This window comes from Rathayibacter sp. AC182 (genome assembly GCF_979253875.1).
The window spans coordinates 648,421-666,835 of the sequence record NZ_CEEDEK010000005.1 but is presented as its reverse complement, the minus strand read 5'-3'; the positions used below and the strand labels follow the sequence as shown (position 1 = coordinate 666,835).

The window sequence follows — 18,415 nt, the reverse complement described above, 5'->3', positions numbered from 1 at the left end:
TCTCGCCGGGCTCTCTCGGCCGGCAGCTCCGCGGTCCGCGAGGTGCTGCCGGAGGCGCAGGTCGCCGTGCACTTCACCAACCCCGAGACCCTGGGCCGCTACTCCGCCATCGCCGCGGGCCTGGACCGCTTCGACGTCGACTACGACGTCTTCGCGAGCTCGTACTACCCGTTCTGGCACGGCAGCCCCGAGAACCTCACCGCCTCGCTGTCGCAGATCGCCGACAGCTACGGCAAGAAGGTCATGGTCGCCGAGACCTCATGGGCGCACACCCTCGAGGACGGCGACGGCTACCCGAACGTGATCGGCGAGGGCACCGCGACCGACGAGTACCCGATCAGCGTGCAGGCCCAGGCCACGGCGCTGCGCGACGTGATCGCCGCGGTGCACGCCGTGGGCGACGCGGGCATCGGCGTCTACTACTGGGAGCCGGCCTGGCTGCCCGTCGGACCCGCGAGCGACGTCGAGCAGAACCGCGTGCTCTGGGAGCGCGACGGCTCCGGCTGGGCCACGAGCTTCGCCGCCCCGTACGACCCCGTGCACGTGGGCGACGACTTCGGCGGCTCCGGCTGGGACAACCAGGCCCTCTTCGCCGCCGACGGCATTCCGCTGGAGTCGCTGAGCACCTTCCGCTACGTCGACACCGGAGCGGTCGCGCCCCGCGCGGTCACCGGAGTGGACGCGGTCGAGCTGACCGTCGTCGACGGCGAGCCCGTCGTGCTGCCGGCCACCGTGTCGGTGAACTTCAACGACGGCTCGGTCGAGACTCCCGCGGTGACGTGGAGCGGAGCCGCCTCGTGGATCCGCGGACCCGGCGAGTACACGATCCCCCGGCCGCACGGCCACGGGACTCGAGGTGTCGGCGACCGTCGTGGTCGTCGCTCCGAACCTCGTGCAGAACCCCGGCTTCGAGGACGCGGACACGTCGGCGTGGACCTTCACCGGCCCCGCCGCGCGCACGCAGACCGGTGACGCCGCCGAGGGCGACTTCGCGGTCACCTTCTGGAACGGCACCGACTACACCACCTCGGCGAGCCAGACCCTCACCGGCGTGCCGGCCGGCGCGTACACGCTGCAGGCGACGACGCAGGGCACCAACAGCCCCGCGAGCGACGTCCGCACCCTGAGCGCGACCACCTCCGCGGGCACGACCAGCGCCCCGCTGGTGCTCACCACCTGGAGCTCCTTCACGACGACGACGGTCCCCGTCGTGGTCGGCGAGGACGGCGTGGTCGAGATCGCCGCCGAGTTCGCGCTGACCGGCGGAGCGTGGGGCGTCCTCGACGACGTCCGCCTCGTCGCCGACGCCTCGGAGTCGACGGCCGACACCACCGCCCTCGCGGCGGCGCTCGCCGAGGCCGACGCCGTCGACCGCGCCGTGTGGACCGAGGAGTCGCTGGCACGCCTGGACGAGAGCCGTGCGATCGCCGCGGTCGTGCTCGCCGGATCCGCCGCGACGCAGGAGGACGTGGACGCCGCCGAGCGCGGACTCCGCGACTCCCTCGACGCCCTCGAGAACGCGCTGCGCGTGAGCCTCGGCGCGACCGTCACCTGCGCGGCCGGCAAGGCCGTGATCTCGGTGAAGGCCGTCAACGGCGGGACCGACCGCGTCGCCCTCTCGGTGCGCACCCCTACGGCAGCGCGACGCTGCCGTCGCTCGCCGCCGGCAAGACCGCGTCCGTGACGGTGCCGACCCCGCTCCGCGCGGTCCCGGCCGTCTCGCTCACGGTCGACGTGCGCACGCGGTCGCCGGCGAGGCCGGCCTCCGCCGCGATCCCGGTCGAGTCGTCGGCGACGCGCTGCCGCTGATCCCTCCGTGAGCCCCCGCGAGATGCCACTCCGGTACTCGACACGCCGTCCCAGGCGTGCCGGAGTGGCATCTCGCGCGCGCGGACCCTCAGCCCGAGTGCGTCGTCACGAGCAGGTACCGCGCCGCGCCGGCCGCGTCCGCCGGCACCGACCAGCGGTGCGGGCGGAGCGTCTCGATCGTGACCGACTCGCCCGCCGAGACCGTGCGCGAGGCGCCGTCGGCGTAGGTCAGCACGGCGGCCCCCTCGGTCACGAAGACGAACTCCTCGCCCGGATGCGCGAAGTCGACGTCGTCCGACTGGCCCGGCTGCGCGGTGAAGAGGTACGCCTCCCGTCCGGCGGCCGGGTCCCCCGCGACCAGGCGTGCGCGCGCGGCGCGTGCGGCGCATCGCTCGCGCGCAGGTGCGCCTCCGGAGTCGTGTCGTCGGAGGAGGCGATCGCCGGCACCAGTTCGGCCGGCGGCACCTCGAACGCCGCGGCCAGCGCGTACAGGGTCGAGAGGCTCGGCAGCAGCCGGCCGTTCTCGAGCTTCGAGAGGAACGGCTGCGACACCCCGGCCTGCGCGGCGAGCGCCCGCATCGACAGACCGCGGGCGGTGCGCAGGGCGCGCACGAGGAGGCCGATCTCGGAGGCGAGGGCGGGTGCCTCGCGGCGTCGTCGCTCATCGGTCCTCGCGTGGTGCGGTGGTGCGCTCTTGCGGCGGCTGATTACTGCTGGTTATCATCGCCGTGTTGATAACGCGAGGTTATCAGCCCTCCGGTCGGGAGCGTCCGATCGCCATCGAAGGGCAGCACAGTGACCAAGCAGATCTTCCTCGGCGCGTTCGAGGAGTTCACGCCGAACTTCATCAGCAACGCCTGGCACCACCCCCGCGGAGACACGAGCGGATTCGCAGCCCTCGAGTACTGGCAGGACCTCGCGCGGAAGCTGGAGGACGCCGGCTTCGACTTCCTCTTCCTCGCCGAGGCGCTGGGCTACCTGATGAGCGGCGACGACGTGCCCGAGGTCGTCATCCGCGAGGCCGTCCAGGTCCCCGTGCACGACCCGCTCGCGCTCGTCACGCGGGCTCGCCGCCACCGTCGACCGCCTCGGCTTCGTCGTCACCGCCTCCACCACCGCGCAGCAGCCCTACCTCAACGCCCGCACCTTCACCACGCTGGACCACCTGACGAAGGGCCGCATCGCCTGGAACATCGTCACCTCCGACAACCAGGTCGCGCTCACACAAGCTCCTCGGGCACGACGGAGTCACGCCCCCACGACGAGCGCTACCGCCGCGCCACAGAGTTCGTCGAGCTGTGCCTGAAGCTCTGGGAGGGCGCGTGGGAGGACGACGCGGTCGTGTACGACAAGGCCACCCGCACCTTCGCCGATCCGGCCAAGGTGCACCGCATCACCCACGAGGGCGAGTACTTCCGCTACGACGGCTACTTCCCGGCGATCCCGTCCGTGCAGCGCACGCCGCTCCTGCTGCAGGCGGGCACCTCCTCCGCCGGTCGCGCCTTCGCGGGCCGGTACGGCGAGTGCTTCATCCAGGACCGCGACCTCGGCAAGGCGGCGGCGACGGTCGCCGATCTGCGCTCGCGGGCGGAGTCGAACGGCCGGGACCCGCGCGACATCACCGTCATCCCGTCCGTCTCGATCATCGTCGGCGAGACGGAGGAGGACGCGCTGCGCCTCGGGCCGAGCTCGACGCGACGCCGTCGCGCGAGGCGGCCGCCGCCCTGTTCATGGGGTGGAGCGGGGTCGATCTGATGTCGTTCCCGCTCGACGCGACCCTCGCCGAGGTGACGACCGAGGTCGGGCAGACCATGCTCGCGATGTTCCAGCAGCCCGAGTACAGCCCGACCGTCGCCGAGATCCTCGACGTGATCACGTCCTCGATCGGAGGCATGCGCGTCACCGGCACCGCCGAGTCGGTGGCCGATCGGCTGTGCGGAGATCGTCGACCGCACCGACGTCGACGGCTTCCTGATCGAGTACACCTACGGCTCGTGGGAGACGTACCGCGACTTCGCCGGAGCAGGTGATGCCGCTGCTGCGCGAGCGCGGGATGCTGCCCGAGACGCCCCGCTCCGGATCGATGCGCGAGCAGATCCTCGGCCACACGGTGCCGACGCTGCCCGCCGGGCACCCCGGCTCGGCCTTCCGCGCCGGCGCTCCGCGATGACCCTCGTGGCGGCTCTCGGTCCACCTCGCGGTGCCGGCCCCCGTCGCGGCCGTGGCCGCCCTGGTCGACGGCGAGCCGGTCGGGATGGTCGCGGCCACCTCGCGCTCGGCGTGGTCAAGCTTCGACCCGCCGCTCTGCACGATCGCGGTGCAGCGCTCGTCGTCGACGTGGCCGCAGCTGGCGGGATCCGAGCGGCTTGGAGCGTCTCGGTCCTCGGCGCGGACCAGGACGCCGCCGTCCTGCGGCTCGCCTCGCGCGACCGTGCGGGGAGGTTCGCGGGCGTCGGCTGGACGGCGTCCTCTCCGGAGCGGTCTCGATCGACGGCGCCGTGCTCGACCTCGGGTGTCTCCGTCGAGCAGGTGCACGACGCGGGCGACCACCTGCTCGTCGTGCTACACGTGCTCGACGGCCGGCACGACTCCGCTCGGGACGCGCCGCTGGCCCGGGACCGCTCGCTTCGGCCGCTACGTCGAGTCGGCCTGAGCGGCCCGGACACGCGGAGCCCGGACACGCGGGAAGCCCCGGGCGCCGGGGCGCCTCGGGGCTTCTGCGGGGTCCGAGTCAGCCTGACGGGTTCTCGACCCCGGCCGCCCCCGGGGTCGGTCGCGGTCTCGGGGTCGACGGTGTCCGGATCGACGGTCTCGGTGTCGGGAGCGTCGGCGCGTGGTCTTGTCTGTCATCGGATCCTCCTTGCGGTCGTGTCGGATCGTGCGGTTCGCCTTCGGCACGCTACGGCGCGGGCTCCGCGGGCCGCGCCCCGCTGACGCGAAGGGCGGACGGATGCGACGTGAGCGCTCAGGTGCGGGGGTCGTGCGCTTCGGCGCGCTCGAGTGCCGCAGCGAGGGCGAGCGCTCCGGCGTCGGCCGCGCGGACGACGAGCCGGTGCCGGAGGTGAGGACTCGACGAGCGGAGGAGGCGGAGCATCCGACCATCCTCGCCGGACGGCACTCCCGCCCGGCGTCCCGCGCCAGCGCTCGTGCCAGCAACGCGCCTGTTCCGCAAGGCCTGGAGCGCGAATGGGCGGATCTTCGTACTTCCTCGACAGGACCGATACGAGGAGCGCCACCTGATGATCCGAACCACCGTCACGATCGACGGCAAGACCTACGGGCTCTCGCAGGGGGCCGATGTGACCGGTCTGAAGGCGTCGACGACCGAGGCCTCGCGGTCGGGCGGCGGCATGGTCGACTTCGTCGTGGTGGGCAACCGGCAGGTCAGCGCACTCGTCTCGCCCGGCAGTCGCCTGTGATCTTCGAGGACATCGAGGTGCCCGGCGAGCGATCGCGACACCGGCGACGTGCAGGAGCCGTGGGACGACATCGACTACCTCGACTGACGCGCTTCCCGGGGCTCGGCCCCGGCGCCGAAGCGCCTCGAGGCGCCGCCGGCTCGAGCCCGGCGCCTCTCGGGCACCTTCCGGCCGGAGCGCCTACTCGACGCCCTCCGCCTCGGCGAGCTCCGCCCTCGACCGGGGCGCACGCGGCCGAGGCGAGCGCGGAGCGCACCGCCTCCTCCGTGATCCCGAGGATCCCGGCGATCGCCTCCACGTCGTGCCGACCCGTGTGCCGCAGCAGCCAGCACCGACGCTCGATCGCGGGCAGCGCGTGCAGGCGGCGGTGGAACCCCGAGCGGAGGAGGTCCTCCTCCCGCAGGCGCGGCGCGCCGGAGACCGCGTAGGAGCCCGCTCGCCGCGCTCCAGGCTCGCCCGGCCGATCTCGGTGCGCGCGAGCTCGAGCGCCGACGCCTCGTCGGCGACCTTCGGGGAGCCGCTGCGGAGTGTGACCCGCGGCGTTCTGCAGGGCAGCACCCGCCGCCTCCTCCGACGGGGTGAGCCGGTACGCGTAGGCGGCGTAGAGCACCGGCGCCGCGCGAGCGCGAAGGGCGCGTCCGGCGAGCATCTCGCGCTGCTGCTGGGCCTGCGTCGTGCCGACGGCGCCTACGGGCTTCCCCGTACGTGCTCACGGTCACCTCCTCGGATGAGATGGCCCTCATGGGGTCACGAGCACCGAGAGCAGGGCGGTGAGAACGCGCGCCTCTACCCTTTGACTTCTGTGAATCCTTCCATGCGGCTGCATGGAGAAACGGTTGCTTTCTGCAGCGGGGGCCGCCGCTGGTCGCGAGCGCTGAGGGATGCAAGTGAGCTCGTTCCCTCTCGGGGTCGGCGAGCACCACCCACGACTGCTCGCCTCTGACCCACGTCGACGCGGGTGGCGCCCTTCCTCGAGCAGTCGCTCGACCTCGGCGTCCTCGTCGTCCGGCACGAAGTCCAGGCGCAGGCGGTTCTTCACGCTCTTCGTGCTCGGGCACGCCGAGGAACAGCAGACTCGGTCCTCGGCGACCACGGCGGGCGAGGCGCAGCTCGATCCCCTCGCCGGCCCCGTCCACGACGTCCCAGCCGAGCGCCTCCTGCCACCAGTGGCCGAGCGTGCGGAAGTCGGTGCTGTCGATGATGATCTCCCTTCGAGTCGGAGGCCCATGACTCGACGCTATTCGCCGCTCCGGCCGTCGCGGAAGCCTTGCCCCGCTGCGGCCCCCCGACCCCGGGGATGCCGTCGCTGCATTCACCGTCGTGCCGTTCCGGCATCGGGACTCGCCCCGTGCGCCGGCGCGCGGCATCCTCGTCTCCGAGGAAGGGACCGCCGTGACCACTGCACGCGACCACTGGGAGGCCCGCTACGCCGACTCCGACCGCATCTGGTCGGGCCGGCCCAACGCCTCGCTCGTCGACCTCGTCCACGCGCTGCCCCGGGCCGCGCCCTCGACCTCGGCTGCGGCGAGGGCGGCGACGCGCTCTGGCTCGCCGAGCAGGGCTGGAGCGTCAGCGGACTCGACCTCTCCGAGACGGCGCTCCGGCGCGGTCGGGCGGAGGCGGAGCGCCGCGGCCTGGTCGTCGACCTCCGCCAGGCCGACCTCGGCGCCGAGTGGCCCGTCGACGGCCTGTTCGACCTGGTCTGCGCGAGCTTCCTGCATTCGGGATGGTGGTCGAGCTGCGCGCACCGCGATCCTCCGTCGCGCGGCGACGCAGGTCGCTCCCGGCGGCCGGCTCGCGATCGTGACGCACGCCGCTCCACCGCCGTGGAGCGCACCGGCACGCGCTGCAGCACCTGCCCGCGCCCCGGGAGGAGCTCGCCGAGCTCGCCCTCGACGCGGCCGACCGGATCGAGCGCGAAGTCGGCACCCGCGAGCGCTCCGTCACCGGCCCCGAGGGTCATGACGGAGTCCTGCTCGACGGGGTGATCCTGCTGGAGCGCCGCGCTCGGTAGCGTGGCGGGACACCCACCACCAGGAGGCACCGTTGCCGCTCGACCCGTACCTCGCCGCCCGCGTGCCGCTGCTCGAGGGCGTCCTCGACCCGGGCGACCCGGAGCAGGCGGCCCGCCTCGCCGAGTTCGCCGTCGATCCCGCGCCCTGGACGCTCCCCGAGGGAGTGGTCGTGTCGGACACCGCGATCGACGGCCCGCACGGACCCGTCCCGCTCCGCGTCTACGAGCCCGCCGAGCCGACCGAGCGCGCGCTGCTCTGGGTGCACGGCGGCGGATTCGGGGCGGGCGACCTCGACATGCAGGAGTCGCACGTCGTGTCGGCCGAGCTGGTCGGCCGCTCCGGAGCCCGCGTGGTCTCGGTCGGCTACCGGCTGGCGAGCGCGAGCGTCCGCTACCCCGTGCCGCTCGACGACGTGCACGCCGCCTGGCGGTGGCTGCGGAGCGGGACCCCGAGGCGCACCCTGTCGCGATCGGCGGAGCCAGCGCCGGCGCCGCGCTCGCCCTCGCCACGGCCCTGCGCGAGCGCGACGCCGGAGCGACGCCGCCGGACCACGTGCTGCTCGCCTACCCCTTCGCGCACTTCCCGAACCCGGCCGTCGACGATGACGTGGCCCGCGAGCTCCGTGGCGCTGCCCGCCGCGATGCGCTTCCCGACCTCGAGCATCGAGTCGATGGTGCGCAACTACGTCGGCCGGATCTCGGACCTCCCTGTCGACGCGCTGCCCGGCGCCGCACCGCTGGCCGGCCTCCCTCCGGTCACCGTGATGGTGAGCGAGTTCGACGAGCTGCGCGGCTCGGCCGAGCTCCTCCTGCGCCAGCTGGCGGAGGCGGGCGTCGCCGCGACCGGGTACCTCGCGGCGGGCATGCCCCACGGCCACCTGAACCGCACCCTCGCTGCCCGAGGTCGACCGCTCGCTCGCGGTCTTCGCGGCGCGCTGCGCGCTCGGCTGAACGTCGGCGTCATCGCCCGCGCGGTCGCCCGTCGGCGCGATGAGGTCCCCGAACCCGCCCTCGGCGACCGGCCAGCACATGGTGATGAGATGTCCTGCCTGCACGGTCACCGGTCCTGGGTGCTGGGCTGAGGAGTGACGGCCGGAGCCGTGACGCTGCCCACCGCGTCGACAGAGGGCCGGATGAACCGCCGGCCCGACGGTGCGTGCTCGCTCCGGGTGCGCCTACCGACTCACCGCGCTGCGTGTCAGAGGATCAGCTCGGCCTCCCAGTTGGTGCGCTGGATCGAGGCGTCGAGGTCGCGCAGCTCCCGCGCGATCTCGTCGGCCCGCGCCCGCAGCTCCTTCACGGGCAGGGCCGACAGCCGACGCAGCTCGCTGCGCATCTGCCGGTTCCCCCAGGACCCGGCCGCCGCATCGGCGGCTCGGACGAGGATGCCGTGGTGCGCGCGCAGGGTCTCGCGCCGGGCGAGGGCGGCGGTGACGGTCGCTCCGTCGGGCGTCGGCGTCGTCGTGTTGGTGATGTTGATCGCCGTGACGAGCCTCTCCAGAGCCGCCAGCGCGCGAGTGCACTCGTCGAGCAGCTCGGCCGGGTCCTCGGACGGCGCCTCTCCCTCCTGGTAGGACGCGTTCGCGACGATCCGCGACTGGAGGGCCTCGATCCGCTTCTGCAGGTCGGCGCGCTCGAGGAGGGCTTCGGCGAGTCTCATGCTCGAAGCGTCCCACGGGGGCCGACATCCGTCCCGACCCCGATCCGCTCCGGCGTCTAGGCTGCGACCGTGCCGCTGCAGAATCACCCGGGTGATGTCGAGTTCCCCGTCCGTCCCCGACTGCGGTTCGCGCGGCTCGCGGAGCAGCGCCGTCGCTCACGGGGCGGGGGAGCGGACGGCGCGCCCTCCTCCTCACCGCCGGGGCCGTGCCGTTCGGCGTCGTCGGGTTCGTGGTCGGACTGCTGCAGAGCTCGGACGACGACCCGGCCTTCCCCTTCTTCACCTTCGCGGTCGGCCTCGCGCTCGGCCTGGCCGCCGGCTCGATCGTCGGCACGATCCGCGACGCGGGCGCTCCCCGCCGCGAGCAGCTGTCGTACCTCGCCCAGGCGGGAACCGCCGCGCCGACCCCGCGGCAGCAGCAGCTGCTCGCGCTCGACGCGATCAGCGACTTCTCGTTCGGCAGGTGGAACTCGTCGCTCGCCTTCCAGCCGAGCTGGGCCGAGCTTCCTCAGCCGCTCCGGGCCCGCTTCTCGGACGGCGCGAAGGGATCCCCGTGGAGCGAGCTGCCGATCCCGCCGTTGAGCGAGCAGCGCGCCGCGCTCGACCGCGACTTCCGCATCGCGTCGGCCGAGGACGTCGAGCTGTTCGTCGCCGACGTGCTCGCCACCGGCCCGCTCTCGGCCCGCTTCGCCGAGGTGTCGGCGTCGGAGGAGGCCGAGCGGATGCGCTCCCGCGTCTCGGCGCTCACCGGCGAGAGCGAGTTCCACCTGCTCGAGCGGGCTCAGCCGATCGGCGGGCGAGCGCCGGTGCTGCTGCTGGCGGGCGACGCCGAGCGCACGATCGAGGCGATCCGCTACGCCTACGTCGCCGGCTACCTGCCCGCCGAGCGGGCCTGGCAGCTCCTCGCGAGCATCGGCGACCGCGTCTTCGAGCAGTACGACGGCTGGGACGACTACCGCCGCGACGCCGCGGTGGCGATCGCCTTCCGCACCGACTCGCTCAGCGCCGTGCAGCAGTACCACCGGCTGCGCTCGGAGCTCGCCGCGTCGTCGTGGCCCGCCGCCTCGCTGCCGTACCCGGGCTGACCCGACCCGGGCCGGGCCGCGCGGACCCGACCGCTCACGCCTCCGATCGCGGCGCGCGGACCCCGTCGAGGGCCGCCGCGAGCTCGGAGCGGGAGCGCACGCCCAGCCGCCGGTAGACGGTGCGCAGCTGCGTCTTCACGGTGTTCACGCTGACACCCCGCTCGTCGGCGATGTCCGCGAGGGTGGCGCCCTGCGCCGCCGAGAACGCGATCTCGCGGTGCACAGGGCTGAGATCCGATGCCCGGGGCGCGTCGGAGTCGCGGAGGATCCGCGCGATGCCGTGGTCGCCGAGCGAGGCGAGCTCGTCGGCGACCCGGCGTCTGCGGTCGGGGGGCAGGAGCGCGAGCACGCCGAAGCTGTCGTGGGCGTGCGCGAGGGCCGCCGCCTCCTCGAGCGTGCGCGTGGGGTGCGCGGAGGAGGCGAGCAGCGCGGTGATCAGCACGCGCGGCGACTCCCCGCTGTCGAGGAGGGGACCGGCGAGCCGCCGGGCGGTCGATTCGTCGCCGCGCAGGTTCGCGGCGAGGGCCTCGGTCGCGGCGGCGATCCTCGCGACGAGCGGGACGGTGTCGTCGATCGGCTCGGCCTCGGCGGGTCCGCCGGTGAACGCGTGGATCGCGCGGACCAGGTCGGACTGCCCGCGTCCGCTCAGGGCCCCCGTCGCCGCGAGGGTCGCGTCGATGCGGCGCCGGACCAGGTGCGAGGAGAACGGCCGCCCCGCCGCCGCGAACGCCCGGACGAAGTCGACCGCCGGTCCGCGCTCGCCCGCCGCCGCCCCGTCGAGCCCGTCGAGGAGGGACACGGCGCCCTCGGGGTCGAGGTGGTCGATCCTGAGCAGCGCCTCGGCCAGCACTCCGGCGACGTCGGATCCCGGCGCCCGCAGGATCCCCTCGGTGTCCGGGACCCGGGCGAGCCACTCCGCCGCCGACATGTTGCGACCGGCGACCGCGTGGAGGTAGGCGGCCGATCCGGCCGTCGCGGCCGCCATGCCCCGGTGCCCGATGACCGCCGACCACTCGTGGGCCGAGAGATGCAGGGCCAGCGCGTCCTCGGAGTCGGGAGTCCTGCTCGCAGGTCAGCGCCCACTCCTGCAGGATCTCGGGCAGACCGGCCGAGATCGACGCCTCCTCGATCGGCGGGAGGCGCCGCAGCAGGTCCTGCCCGGACTCCATCAACCGGAAGGCGTCGTCGAGCCGTCCCTTCGCCCGGGCGGCGGAGCCGCGCGCCGCCCACACGCCGAGCTGATCGGCGGGGCCCATCGGCAGGGGAGGGGCCGCCGCCCGGGCGCGGGGTCGATCCACGCGTCGCCGTGCAGGGTGCGACCGAGGTGCACCATCGCGATCCGCAGCCGCGGTGACCGGTCCATCACCTCCTCCGGCATCCGCTCGAGCGCGTCGAGGAGCCCGGCGGGCTCGCTCTGCGCCAGGTGCGTCCAGGAGGAGCGGAGCAGCTCCTGGACGGCGACCCAGTCGCCCGCCTCCACGGCCCTCGTCAGCCGGGCCCCGCGGACGCCGGTCGTCACGAGGACCGCTCGGCTCGGTCGGCGCCGTCACGGCCGACGCTCTGCAGCACCGCGAGGAGCTCGTGCCGCGAGGAGACGCCGAGCTTGCGGTAGACGCTGCGCAGCTGCGACTTGACCGTGTTCGCGCTGACGTGCAGCGCCGCGGCGATGCCGACGACCGAGTCGCCCAGGGCGGCGTGCTCGGCGACCTCGCGCTCGCGCGCGGTGAGCAGCGAGAGGGCCCTCTCCTCGGCGGGCTCGATGGCGCGCGGGACGACGACGCCTCGACCGCCGAGGAGCCGGGCGACCTCGTGGCGGTCCTCGCTCGGGAGCTCCGGCAGGAGCCAGAGGAGGCGGTGCTCCGCGAGGAGCTCGGTGATGCGCTCGAGGTCTCCGCACGAGCGCTCGGGGGCCGCCGCGAGGGCCAGGACCTCAGCGCGGGGCGCCGTCGTCCGCCCGCGCAGCGGCGCAGGAGCACGCGGGCCTCCGCGCGCCGCCCGCGCTGCACCAGGTCGTGCGCGCGGAGGGCGGCGGTGAACTGCTCGAGGAGGGTCCTCGTCGGGGAGTCGGGCCCCAGCGCATCGCGCGCCTGCTCCCTCCGTCCGTCCGCGGCGAAGAGGAGGTAGCGGATGATGCGCAGGTGCTCGGTCTGCGCGTCCGTCGCGGCCTCGGGCGGCAGGGCGGCGAGGTGGGTCTCGGAGCTCGACGGCGAGCCGGCGCGTCCCCTGCTGCTCCCACTCGACGGCGGCCCGGAGGTGGAAGTACGGCGCCCAGCGGTGCCCGATCGCCGCCCGGTCGATGCTCGCGATCAGCCGACGCGCCTCGGCCCGGTCGAGCTCGTCGAAGCGGAGGAACCCCTCGGCGAGGGTCGCCGACACGGCGCCCGCGAGCGGATCCTCCGCACCACTGCCCGTCGCGGCGTCGGCGAGGCCCTCACCGCCCGGGCGCGCTCACCGCGGAGGGCCGCGAGGAGCGCCGCCGCACCGCCGGCGAGCGACAGCATCCGCGGGGCGGAGCCGGACAGTGGTGCCGACCGCACCGCGGCCTCGTACTCGTCGAGGGCGTCCTCCGTCGCTCCGGCCTCCTCGGAGAGCACAGCCCCACTGGTAGTGCAGCTCCGCGCGGACGGCGTCGACGACGGCGCTCGACCCGCAGGGATCGAGCCGAGCAGCTCGCGCGCGTCCTGCAGAGCGGGGAGAGCCTCCGCGCCCGGTTCGCGCGCCGGAGCTCCGCGATGCGTGCCGTCGTCCGGAGGAGCCCGGCCGGCTGCTCCTGCGCCCCGACGGGACGCGCCTCCGGTGACCGGCTCCGCAGGAAGTCGCGGGCGCGGATCCAGCGCGGACGCTCGTCCAGGACGCTGTCCGGCACGCGATCGAGCGCGGCGAGCAGGACGGGCGCGTACTCGTGGACGGAGCGGGACCAGTGTCTGTCGAGGAGTTCGACGACGGCACTCCAGTGCTGCTCGTCGAGTGCCGCGGCGAGGCGGTCGAGAGCGTCGGCGGTGATCACGGGCAGATGCTTCCTCGGTGGATCGTCCTCGCGGGACCGACGTCCCCGGGGTCGGTGCGAGGAGAAGGGACGGCAGGCGCCCCAGAGTACGGCTGTGAATCCTTTCCAGTGCGCGGTGGCGCTCATCACTGCTCCCGCTGCTCCGGCTCGAGGCGGCGCAGGTCGCGCTGGAGGCGCTGGGAGCGCAGGTAGCCGCTGAGCGCGTGCCCGTGCGCGGGCGGAGTGGAGAGGTCGCCGAGGACCGCGCGGGCCGTGGCGAGCCGCGCCCGCCGGATCTCGTTGAAGACCGTCGTGCCGTTCGCCGCGAACACCCGCTGAAGCGTGCGCTTGGGCACGCCGAGGCGTTCCGAGACCTCGTGCACCGACAGCCCGGCGTCGGTCGACATCGCCGCGATCAGGGCGAGGGCGCGCGTGTGCACCGTCTCGGTCCGCTCCCGCGGGAGGGAGGTGGCGAGCACCGCTCCCGTGAGCTGCTCGACCGCTGCGCGCACGAGGGGAAGGCGGGCGACTCGGCGTCGAGCGCCGATCCGAACGATGGCGTTGACGGTCGAGAGCAGGATGCCGCGACCCGCGCCGTCCGCCTCCGTGACGAGAGCGCCCGTGTCGTCCCAGTCGAGGAGGCCGAGCAGCGGGCTCTCGGAGGCGATCTCGATGCGCGCGCTCGGGGCATCGGTCACGATCGTGAAGGAGTGGCTGCGGCGGAGGAGACGCGATGCATCCGACGCGCACGAGCACCTCGAGCGCCGACGGGTCGTCGGGCTGCACGACGATCTCGCCCTCGAGGGGGATGAGGAGGCGCACTCCCGATCCCGCGGGAGCGGCGCGGTGGAGCCGGCCGGGGGTGTGCCAGAGTCGCACGACGTCGAAGGAGCCGCTCCGGAGCACGTCGGCGACGACGCGCAGCAGACCGGAGGGCCTCGCCTCCAGCCCCATGCGACCGAGCCAGATCCTCGCGTCCTGGTCTCGGCGGGTCACGCCCCGCTCGATGGACGTCCGTTCGATCGGCATGCTGTTCACGGTGGTGCCTTCCTGTCGGCCGTTCGGGCGGCGCGACAGGCGCAACACTGCACCCGGAGGAGCAGGTGCCGTGGGGATTTCACCCGTCGCGGCCCGGGAAATCACCCGCTCGCCGCGCCGAGCCGGTCCTTCGAGTCGAAGGGCCCTCCCTTCGGGTCACAGCAGGAACAGCGCGGTCACCGGACCTGCGGCGGCCGCTCCCGCGCCACCGTGACGCGCACCTGGGCGTGCCCGCTGACGGGGGCGCCGTCCGCTCCGGTTGCCCCGCACGACGATCGTGTTGAGGAGGGTCCTCGCGCGCGGGAGCACTCTCGCCGTGTACCGCGCCACGGCCACGAAGCCGGCGCCCGGCTCCATGCGCTCGTCCGGTCCGGCCAGGACGATGGGCGCTGCGTCGTACTCGAGGTCGGTGTCGACGTCGTCCGAGGCCGCCCTGCAGGAGGTGCAGGTCGTGCAGCGGCCCGGCGGTGTCGTTGCGGACGTGGAACCAGAAGGCCAGGACCAGCGCGTCCGCACGGCGGGCGGGACCCCGGCCGGAGTGCGAGACGGAGAGATCGAGGTGGAGGCGGGGTACGGAGCGACCGGGGGCGACCGTGCCGCCGGACGGCGCCGCGAGGATCGAGGTCAGGGGCATGGGGGTCTCCTCGGGGTGGACGGGCGGCGGCGGGACGATGATCGGCGGGCCCCGCACTCCGCGTCGCGCCGTCGGCGCGAAGCCCCGGATCCGGGGCGCGAGCGGGCGGGATCCGCGGCGGGTCGCGCCCCGACCCGCGCCGGACGTCGTGCGCCGGAACCACTGCGGATCGCGCCATCGCGTCATCAGGAGCGGGCGGCGGAGTCTCTTCACCGTGCCCCTTCCCCGACTCCTGCCGCTCCCCGCCCGCCGCCCCGCCCGCCGCCCCGTCCGCCGCCGCCCTCCGGCCCGCCGACCCGATCTGCTCGCCGTCGCCGCGGCCGCGCTCGTGAACGAGCGCTACGCCGATCGGCACTTCGGTCCGGCCGGCCTCGCCGCCGAGCTGCACGTGCCGGCGCTCACCCTGCGCGTGCGGTTCCGCCGCTTCTACGGCTTCCCGCTCGACGAGCTCCTCGCCCAGCGCCGCCTCGGGCTCGCGACCGTCCTGATGGCGAGCACTCCGCACCGCCTCGGCGCGCTCGAGGAGATCGCGCGCGCCTCCGGCTACCGCGGCGTCCCGGCCCTGGACCGCGACTTCCTCCGCTGGCGCGGGACGCCGGCGCTCGCCGCGTGGTTCCGGATGGGATCGAGTCGCGGCTCCGCCGCACGACTCGGGTAACGGCAGGCGCCGACCGGCGCGGTCAGATCCGGTCGCTCCGCCACTCCGTCGTGAGCTCCTCGCCGCGGTCGAAGGCGGCCTGCTCGCGCTCGCGCAGCTCGACCCGGCGGATCTTGCCCGAGATGGTCTTGGGGAGCTCCGCGAACTCGGGGCGCCGCACGCGCTCGAAGGACGAGAGCACCTCGCGGGTGTGGGCGAAGATCGAGGCGGCCGTCCCGGCGGTGGGCTCCCAGCCCTCGGCGAGCGCGACGTATGCCTTCACGATGCTCTGGCGCACGGCGTCCGGAGCGGGCACGACCGCCGACTCGGCGACGGCGGGGTGCTGCAGCAGCACGCTCTCGACCTCGAACGGCGAGATCTTGAAGTCGGAGGACTTGAAGATGTCGTCGGTGCGGCCGACGAAGGTGATGGTGCCGTCGACGGCGCGCACGGCGACGTCGCCGGTGTGGAAGTAGCCGTCGGCGCGGGCGAGCGCCGTGCGCTCCTCGTCGGCGTGGTACCCCGACATGAGGTTCACGGGCTCGGTCGAGAGGTCGAGGCAGATCTCGCCGGTCGACGCGCTCTCGCCCGTGAGCGGGTCGATCAGCGCGATCGCGACTCCGGGCAGCGGGCGGCCCATCGCCCCCGGCACGATCTCGGAGCCGGGCGGATTCGCGATGATCGCGGTGGTCTCGGTCTGGCCGTAGCCGTCGCGGATCCCGAGTCCCCACCCGCGCTCGATGGCGGCGATGACCTCGGGGTTCAGCGGCTCGCCGGCCGACAGGATCTCGGTCAGCGCACGCGGCTTCGCGCCGAGCTCGGACTGGATCAGCATCCGCCACACGGTCGGCGGGGCGCAGAAGGTGGTGACGCCGGCGCGGTCGAGCTGCTCGCGCAGCGCGGTGGCCGAAGCGGCTGTAGTTGTAGACGAAGACCGTCGCCTCGGCGTTCCACGGCGCGAAGAAGCAGCTCCACGCGTGCTTGCCCCAGCCGGGGAGCTGATCGCCGAGTGGACGTCGCCGGGCTGCACGCCCAGCCAGTACATGGTGCTCAGGTGCCCGACGGGGTAGGACTCGTGTGTGTGGACGACCATCTTGGGCCGGGAGGTCGTGCCCGAGGTGAAGTAGATCAGGCACGGGTCGGTGCTCTCGACGACCACCGCCGGGCTGATGCCGAAGGGCTCCGCGGAGTCGGCGAAGTCGAGCCAGCCGTCGACGGCCCCGCCGACCGAGATGCGGCCGAAGCCGCCCTCCACGTCGTCGAACTTCGCGGTCTCGGAGACGTCGGCGATCACATGCGCGACCTCGCCGCGCTCGGGGCGGTCGGCCAGGTCGGCCGGCGAGAGGAGCGTCGTGGTGGGCAGGATGACGGCGCCCAGCTTCATGATCGCGAGCATCGACTCCCAGAGCTCGACCCGGTTGCCCAGCATGAGCATCACGTGATCGCCCTGCTCCACGCCGACCGAGTGCAGCCAGGTGGCGACCTCGTCCGAGCGCCAGCGCATCTCGTCGAACGAGACCTTCTGCTCCGAGCCGTCCTCCTCGACGATCCACAGCGCGGTCCGCTCGTTGCCGATCGCGATCGCGTCGAACCAGTCGACGGCCCAGTTGAAGCGGGGGCCGACGTCGGGCCAGCGGAAGGCCTCGGTCGCGGCGGCCGCGTCGGTGCGGTGCTGGAGCAGGGTGTCGCGCGCGGCGCGGAAGCTCCCGGTGGGATTCATGGACTCATTCTCCCCCGACGCGCGGCGCACACCGCCTGCTCAGTACTTGATGGACTGGCCGCCGTCGATCGGGAGGACGACCGCGTTGACGTAGGCGGCGTCGTCCGACAGCAGGAACGCGACGACCGAGGCGATCTCGGCGGCCTCTCCGTAGCGCTTGGTCGGGTTGACCTGGATGAACTCCTCCGCCGCCTCGCGCGGGTTCTCGGGGTCGAGCTGCTTCATCGAGTTCTCGACCATGGGGGTCCAGATGGCGCCGGGGGCGATCGCGTTGATGCGGATGCCGTACTGCCCGTACTCGATGCCGGAGTTGCGGGTGAGGCCGACGACGCCGTGCTTGGCGGCCGCATAGCCGGACTGGTTGCCGATGCCGGTGATGCCGCCGACGCTCGCGGTGTTCACGACCATGCCGGAGCCCTGCTCGCGCATGACCTTCAGCACCTTCTCCGAGGCCGAGGAACACGCCGCGCAGGTTGATCGCGACGACCTTGTCGAACTCGGCGGCGGTGAAGTCCTCGGTGAGGTTCTGCCGGCCCTCGATGCCGGCGTTGTTGAAGAAGCCGTCGATGCGGCCGAAGCGCTCGAGGGTGGCGGCGACGTAGGCGTCGACGTCCTCCTCCTGCGACACGTCGGCGGTCACGGTGAGGACCTCCGCGTCGGGGACGACGGTGGTCACGGCCTCGACGGTGGCGGAGAGGCCCTCTTCGGAGATGTCGACGAGGGAGAGGCGCGCGCCCTCCTCGGCGAGGCGGACGGCACTGGCGCGGCCGAGTCCGGATCCGCCGCCGGTGATGAGGACGACGCGGTCGGTGAAGCGCTGGGCGGTGGACGGCTGGGTGGTGGACATGGTGACCTCCTGCTCGACGAGCGAAGGGGTCGGCGGGGCCGGCGAGTCCGGCTCCGTGCTCGTTCACGGACGCCCTTCGACTCGCTCCCAAGTGTTACTCGGTTTTCTGGGTGCCGGCTCCGTGCCGGGGTGCGGCGCCGCTCCGGCGGACCCTGGCAAGGGCCGCAGAGACCGTCCCGCCGGATGCCGACCTCGGGTAGACCGGAAGGACCGAGACGGACAGGGGGATCCGCGATGGTGATGAGAAGGACGACCGCGACGGGGGCCGCGACGGTGCTCGCGGTGCTCGCTGCTGGCGGGCTGCACGGCACCGGCCGAGGACGAGGCGGCGACGCCGACCGCGACGGCCACGGAGACGTCGACTCCGACTCCGGGTCCGATCGGACCGCTGGATCTGCCGGAAGGCCAGACCGCGGCGGTCACCTGGACCGACCAGGTCGGAGCACCGGAGCCGCAGACCGTCCGCCTGGTGGGCGAACCGCTCTCGATCCGGCTCGCCGTCGCCTGCGACACCGCGGACGCGGAGGTGACCGTCGAGATCGAGGGCCTGATGACCAGCGCACTCG

The 18,415-nt window shown here is 73.8% G+C and carries 25 protein-coding genes and 4 pseudogenes; 14 read left to right on the top strand and 15 right to left on the bottom strand.

The window, feature by feature from the left end:
* Window positions 1-42 precede the first annotated feature (42 nt).
* From AC0CII_RS14055 to AC0CII_RS14045, 3 genes are read left to right on the top strand one after another with little or no spacing between them, the layout of a single operon-like run.
* The gene (locus AC0CII_RS14055) at window positions 43-972 is read left to right on the top strand and encodes a glycosyl hydrolase 53 family protein (protein WP_465229798.1); all 930 of its coding nucleotides are present in this window, start codon (window positions 43-45) and stop codon (window positions 970-972) included.
* The gene (locus AC0CII_RS14050) at window positions 872-1,684 is read left to right on the top strand and encodes a carbohydrate binding domain-containing protein (RefSeq protein WP_465229797.1); all 813 of its coding nucleotides are present in this window, start codon (window positions 872-874) and stop codon (window positions 1,682-1,684) included. The genes AC0CII_RS14055 and AC0CII_RS14050 overlap by 101 nt, the downstream gene beginning before the upstream one ends.
* A complete protein-coding gene (locus tag AC0CII_RS14045) occupies window positions 1,681-1,809 on the top strand; it encodes a hypothetical protein (RefSeq protein ID WP_465229795.1) in 129 nt (42 codons plus the stop codon). The genes AC0CII_RS14050 and AC0CII_RS14045 overlap by 4 nt, the downstream gene beginning before the upstream one ends.
* 88 nt (window positions 1,810-1,897) lie before the next feature.
* Here AC0CII_RS14045 and AC0CII_RS14040 read toward each other — a convergent pair whose 3' ends face one another.
* Together AC0CII_RS14040 and AC0CII_RS14035 are read right to left on the bottom strand one after the other, a co-directional pair.
* Window positions 1,898-2,170 carry a cupin domain-containing protein gene (locus tag AC0CII_RS14040; RefSeq protein ID WP_465230919.1) on the bottom strand — a complete coding sequence of 91 codons (273 nt, stop codon included), beginning with the start codon at window positions 2,168-2,170 and terminating at the stop codon, window positions 1,898-1,900.
* Entirely contained in the window at window positions 2,059-2,433 is a 375-nt protein-coding gene (locus AC0CII_RS14035) for a helix-turn-helix domain-containing protein (RefSeq protein WP_465230918.1), read from the bottom strand. Before AC0CII_RS14035 ends, AC0CII_RS14040 begins: the two co-directional genes overlap by 112 nt.
* A gap of 171 nt (window positions 2,434-2,604) precedes the next feature.
* Between AC0CII_RS14035 and AC0CII_RS14030 the strand changes: the two genes are divergently transcribed.
* The 4 genes from AC0CII_RS14030 to AC0CII_RS14015 are packed head-to-tail and all read left to right on the top strand — an operon-like array spanning window position 2,605 to window position 4,462.
* Window positions 2,605-3,564: an LLM class flavin-dependent oxidoreductase gene (locus tag AC0CII_RS14030; RefSeq protein ID WP_465229794.1), complete on the top strand. Its 960-nt coding sequence runs from the start codon at window positions 2,605-2,607 to the stop codon at window positions 3,562-3,564.
* Window positions 3,564-3,839: a hypothetical protein gene (locus AC0CII_RS14025; RefSeq protein ID WP_465229793.1), complete on the top strand. Its 276-nt coding sequence runs from the start codon at window positions 3,564-3,566 to the stop codon at window positions 3,837-3,839. Before AC0CII_RS14030 ends, AC0CII_RS14025 begins: the two co-directional genes overlap by 1 nt.
* Window positions 3,836-3,979, top strand: coding sequence for a hypothetical protein (locus tag AC0CII_RS14020; RefSeq protein WP_465229792.1), 144 nt, complete (start codon window positions 3,836-3,838; stop codon window positions 3,977-3,979). The genes AC0CII_RS14025 and AC0CII_RS14020 overlap by 4 nt, the downstream gene beginning before the upstream one ends.
* A 30-nt stretch (window positions 3,980-4,009) precedes the next feature.
* Window positions 4,010-4,462, top strand: a complete 453-nt coding sequence (locus AC0CII_RS14015; protein WP_465229791.1) for a flavin reductase family protein — start codon at window positions 4,010-4,012, stop codon at window positions 4,460-4,462.
* Between the two features lie 312 nt (window positions 4,463-4,774).
* Here the strand turns inward: AC0CII_RS14015 and AC0CII_RS14010 are convergent, their stop codons facing one another.
* Entirely contained in the window at window positions 4,775-4,903 is a 129-nt protein-coding gene (locus tag AC0CII_RS14010) for a hypothetical protein (RefSeq protein WP_465229790.1), read from the bottom strand.
* A 145-nt stretch (window positions 4,904-5,048) separates the two neighbouring features.
* Between AC0CII_RS14010 and AC0CII_RS14005 the strand changes: the two genes are divergently transcribed.
* Window positions 5,049-5,228 carry a hypothetical protein gene (locus AC0CII_RS14005; protein WP_465229789.1) on the top strand — a complete coding sequence of 60 codons (180 nt, stop codon included), beginning with the start codon at window positions 5,049-5,051 and terminating at the stop codon, window positions 5,226-5,228.
* On the opposite strand, the gene AC0CII_RS14000 is transcribed toward AC0CII_RS14005, so the two are convergent.
* Together AC0CII_RS14000 and AC0CII_RS13995 are read right to left on the bottom strand one after the other, a co-directional pair.
* Complete coding sequence (locus AC0CII_RS14000) at window positions 5,194-5,877, bottom strand: hypothetical protein (RefSeq protein ID WP_465231112.1); 684 nt, start codon at window positions 5,875-5,877, stop codon at window positions 5,194-5,196. The genes AC0CII_RS14005 and AC0CII_RS14000 overlap by 35 nt on opposite strands.
* A gap of 265 nt (window positions 5,878-6,142) precedes the next feature.
* Window positions 6,143-6,544 (bottom strand): annotated as a pseudogene (locus tag AC0CII_RS13995) (VOC family protein); the annotation flags it as partial.
* Between AC0CII_RS13995 and AC0CII_RS13990 the strand changes: the two are divergent.
* The 4 genes and pseudogenes from AC0CII_RS13990 to AC0CII_RS13975 all read left to right on the top strand — a co-directional run bounded on the left by AC0CII_RS13990 (window position 6,455) and on the right by AC0CII_RS13975 (window position 8,324).
* Window positions 6,455-7,216, top strand: coding sequence for a class I SAM-dependent methyltransferase (locus AC0CII_RS13990; protein ID WP_465229788.1), 762 nt, complete (start codon window positions 6,455-6,457; stop codon window positions 7,214-7,216). The pseudogene AC0CII_RS13995 and the gene AC0CII_RS13990 overlap by 90 nt on opposite strands.
* 88 nt (window positions 7,217-7,304) lie before the next feature.
* Window positions 7,305-7,676 (top strand): annotated as a pseudogene (locus AC0CII_RS13985) (alpha/beta hydrolase); the annotation flags it as partial.
* Window positions 7,673-7,771 (top strand): annotated as a pseudogene (locus AC0CII_RS13980) (hypothetical protein); the annotation flags it as partial. The pseudogenes AC0CII_RS13985 and AC0CII_RS13980, both read left to right, overlap by 4 nt.
* A gap of 73 nt (window positions 7,772-7,844) precedes the next feature.
* Complete coding sequence (locus AC0CII_RS13975; RefSeq protein ID WP_465230917.1) at window positions 7,845-8,324, top strand: alpha/beta hydrolase; 480 nt, start codon at window positions 7,845-7,847, stop codon at window positions 8,322-8,324.
* A gap of 116 nt (window positions 8,325-8,440) precedes the next feature.
* Here the strand turns inward: AC0CII_RS13975 and AC0CII_RS13970 are convergent, their stop codons facing one another.
* Window positions 8,441-8,902 (bottom strand): DIP1984 family protein, encoded by a 462-nt coding sequence (locus AC0CII_RS13970; protein WP_465227346.1) that lies wholly within the window; start codon window positions 8,900-8,902, stop codon window positions 8,441-8,443.
* Window positions 8,903-9,108: 206 nt separating this feature from the next.
* On the opposite strand from AC0CII_RS13970, the gene AC0CII_RS13965 reads away from it, so the two are divergent.
* Window positions 9,109-9,987 (top strand): DUF1266 domain-containing protein, encoded by an 879-nt coding sequence (locus AC0CII_RS13965; RefSeq protein ID WP_465229787.1) that lies wholly within the window; start codon window positions 9,109-9,111, stop codon window positions 9,985-9,987.
* Window positions 9,988-10,021: 34 nt separating this feature from the next.
* Here the strand turns inward: AC0CII_RS13965 and AC0CII_RS13960 are convergent, their stop codons facing one another.
* The 6 genes from AC0CII_RS13960 to AC0CII_RS13935 all read right to left on the bottom strand — a co-directional run bounded on the left by AC0CII_RS13960 (window position 10,022) and on the right by AC0CII_RS13935 (window position 14,527).
* Window positions 10,022-10,972, bottom strand: a complete 951-nt coding sequence (locus AC0CII_RS13960) for a helix-turn-helix transcriptional regulator (RefSeq protein WP_465229786.1) — start codon at window positions 10,970-10,972, stop codon at window positions 10,022-10,024.
* A 183-nt stretch (window positions 10,973-11,155) separates the two neighbouring features.
* On the bottom strand, window positions 11,156-11,506 hold the full coding sequence (locus AC0CII_RS13955) for a hypothetical protein (protein WP_465229785.1): 351 nt from the start codon (window positions 11,504-11,506) through the stop codon (window positions 11,156-11,158).
* Window positions 11,503-12,363, bottom strand: a complete 861-nt coding sequence (locus AC0CII_RS13950; protein ID WP_465229784.1) for a helix-turn-helix transcriptional regulator — start codon at window positions 12,361-12,363, stop codon at window positions 11,503-11,505. Before AC0CII_RS13950 ends, AC0CII_RS13955 begins: the two co-directional genes overlap by 4 nt.
* Window positions 12,364-12,418: 55 nt before the next feature.
* The gene (locus AC0CII_RS13945; RefSeq protein WP_465229783.1) at window positions 12,419-12,994 is read right to left on the bottom strand and encodes a hypothetical protein; all 576 of its coding nucleotides are present in this window, start codon (window positions 12,992-12,994) and stop codon (window positions 12,419-12,421) included.
* A gap of 125 nt (window positions 12,995-13,119) precedes the next feature.
* Complete coding sequence (locus AC0CII_RS13940) at window positions 13,120-13,671, bottom strand: hypothetical protein (protein WP_465229782.1); 552 nt, start codon at window positions 13,669-13,671, stop codon at window positions 13,120-13,122.
* Between the two features lie 496 nt (window positions 13,672-14,167).
* A complete protein-coding gene (locus AC0CII_RS13935; protein ID WP_465229781.1) occupies window positions 14,168-14,527 on the bottom strand; it encodes a hypothetical protein in 360 nt (119 codons plus the stop codon).
* Between the two features lie 116 nt (window positions 14,528-14,643).
* Here AC0CII_RS13935 and AC0CII_RS13930 point away from each other — a divergent pair, with 116 nt between their 5' ends.
* On the top strand, window positions 14,644-15,303 hold the full coding sequence (locus AC0CII_RS13930) for a hypothetical protein (RefSeq protein WP_465229780.1): 660 nt from the start codon (window positions 14,644-14,646) through the stop codon (window positions 15,301-15,303).
* Between the two features lie 22 nt (window positions 15,304-15,325).
* Here AC0CII_RS13930 and AC0CII_RS13925 read toward each other — a convergent pair whose 3' ends face one another.
* The 3 genes and pseudogenes from AC0CII_RS13925 to AC0CII_RS13915 form a co-directional block, all read right to left on the bottom strand.
* Window positions 15,326-17,002, bottom strand: coding sequence for an AMP-binding protein (locus AC0CII_RS13925; protein WP_465229779.1), 1,677 nt, complete (start codon window positions 17,000-17,002; stop codon window positions 15,326-15,328).
* Between the two features lie 39 nt (window positions 17,003-17,041).
* Window positions 17,042-17,443, bottom strand: a complete 402-nt coding sequence (locus AC0CII_RS13920) for an SDR family oxidoreductase (RefSeq protein WP_465229778.1) — start codon at window positions 17,441-17,443, stop codon at window positions 17,042-17,044.
* A gap of 76 nt (window positions 17,444-17,519) precedes the next feature.
* Window positions 17,520-17,849, bottom strand: a pseudogene (locus tag AC0CII_RS13915) (SDR family NAD(P)-dependent oxidoreductase); the annotation flags it as partial.
* Window positions 17,850-18,415 lie beyond the last annotated feature (566 nt).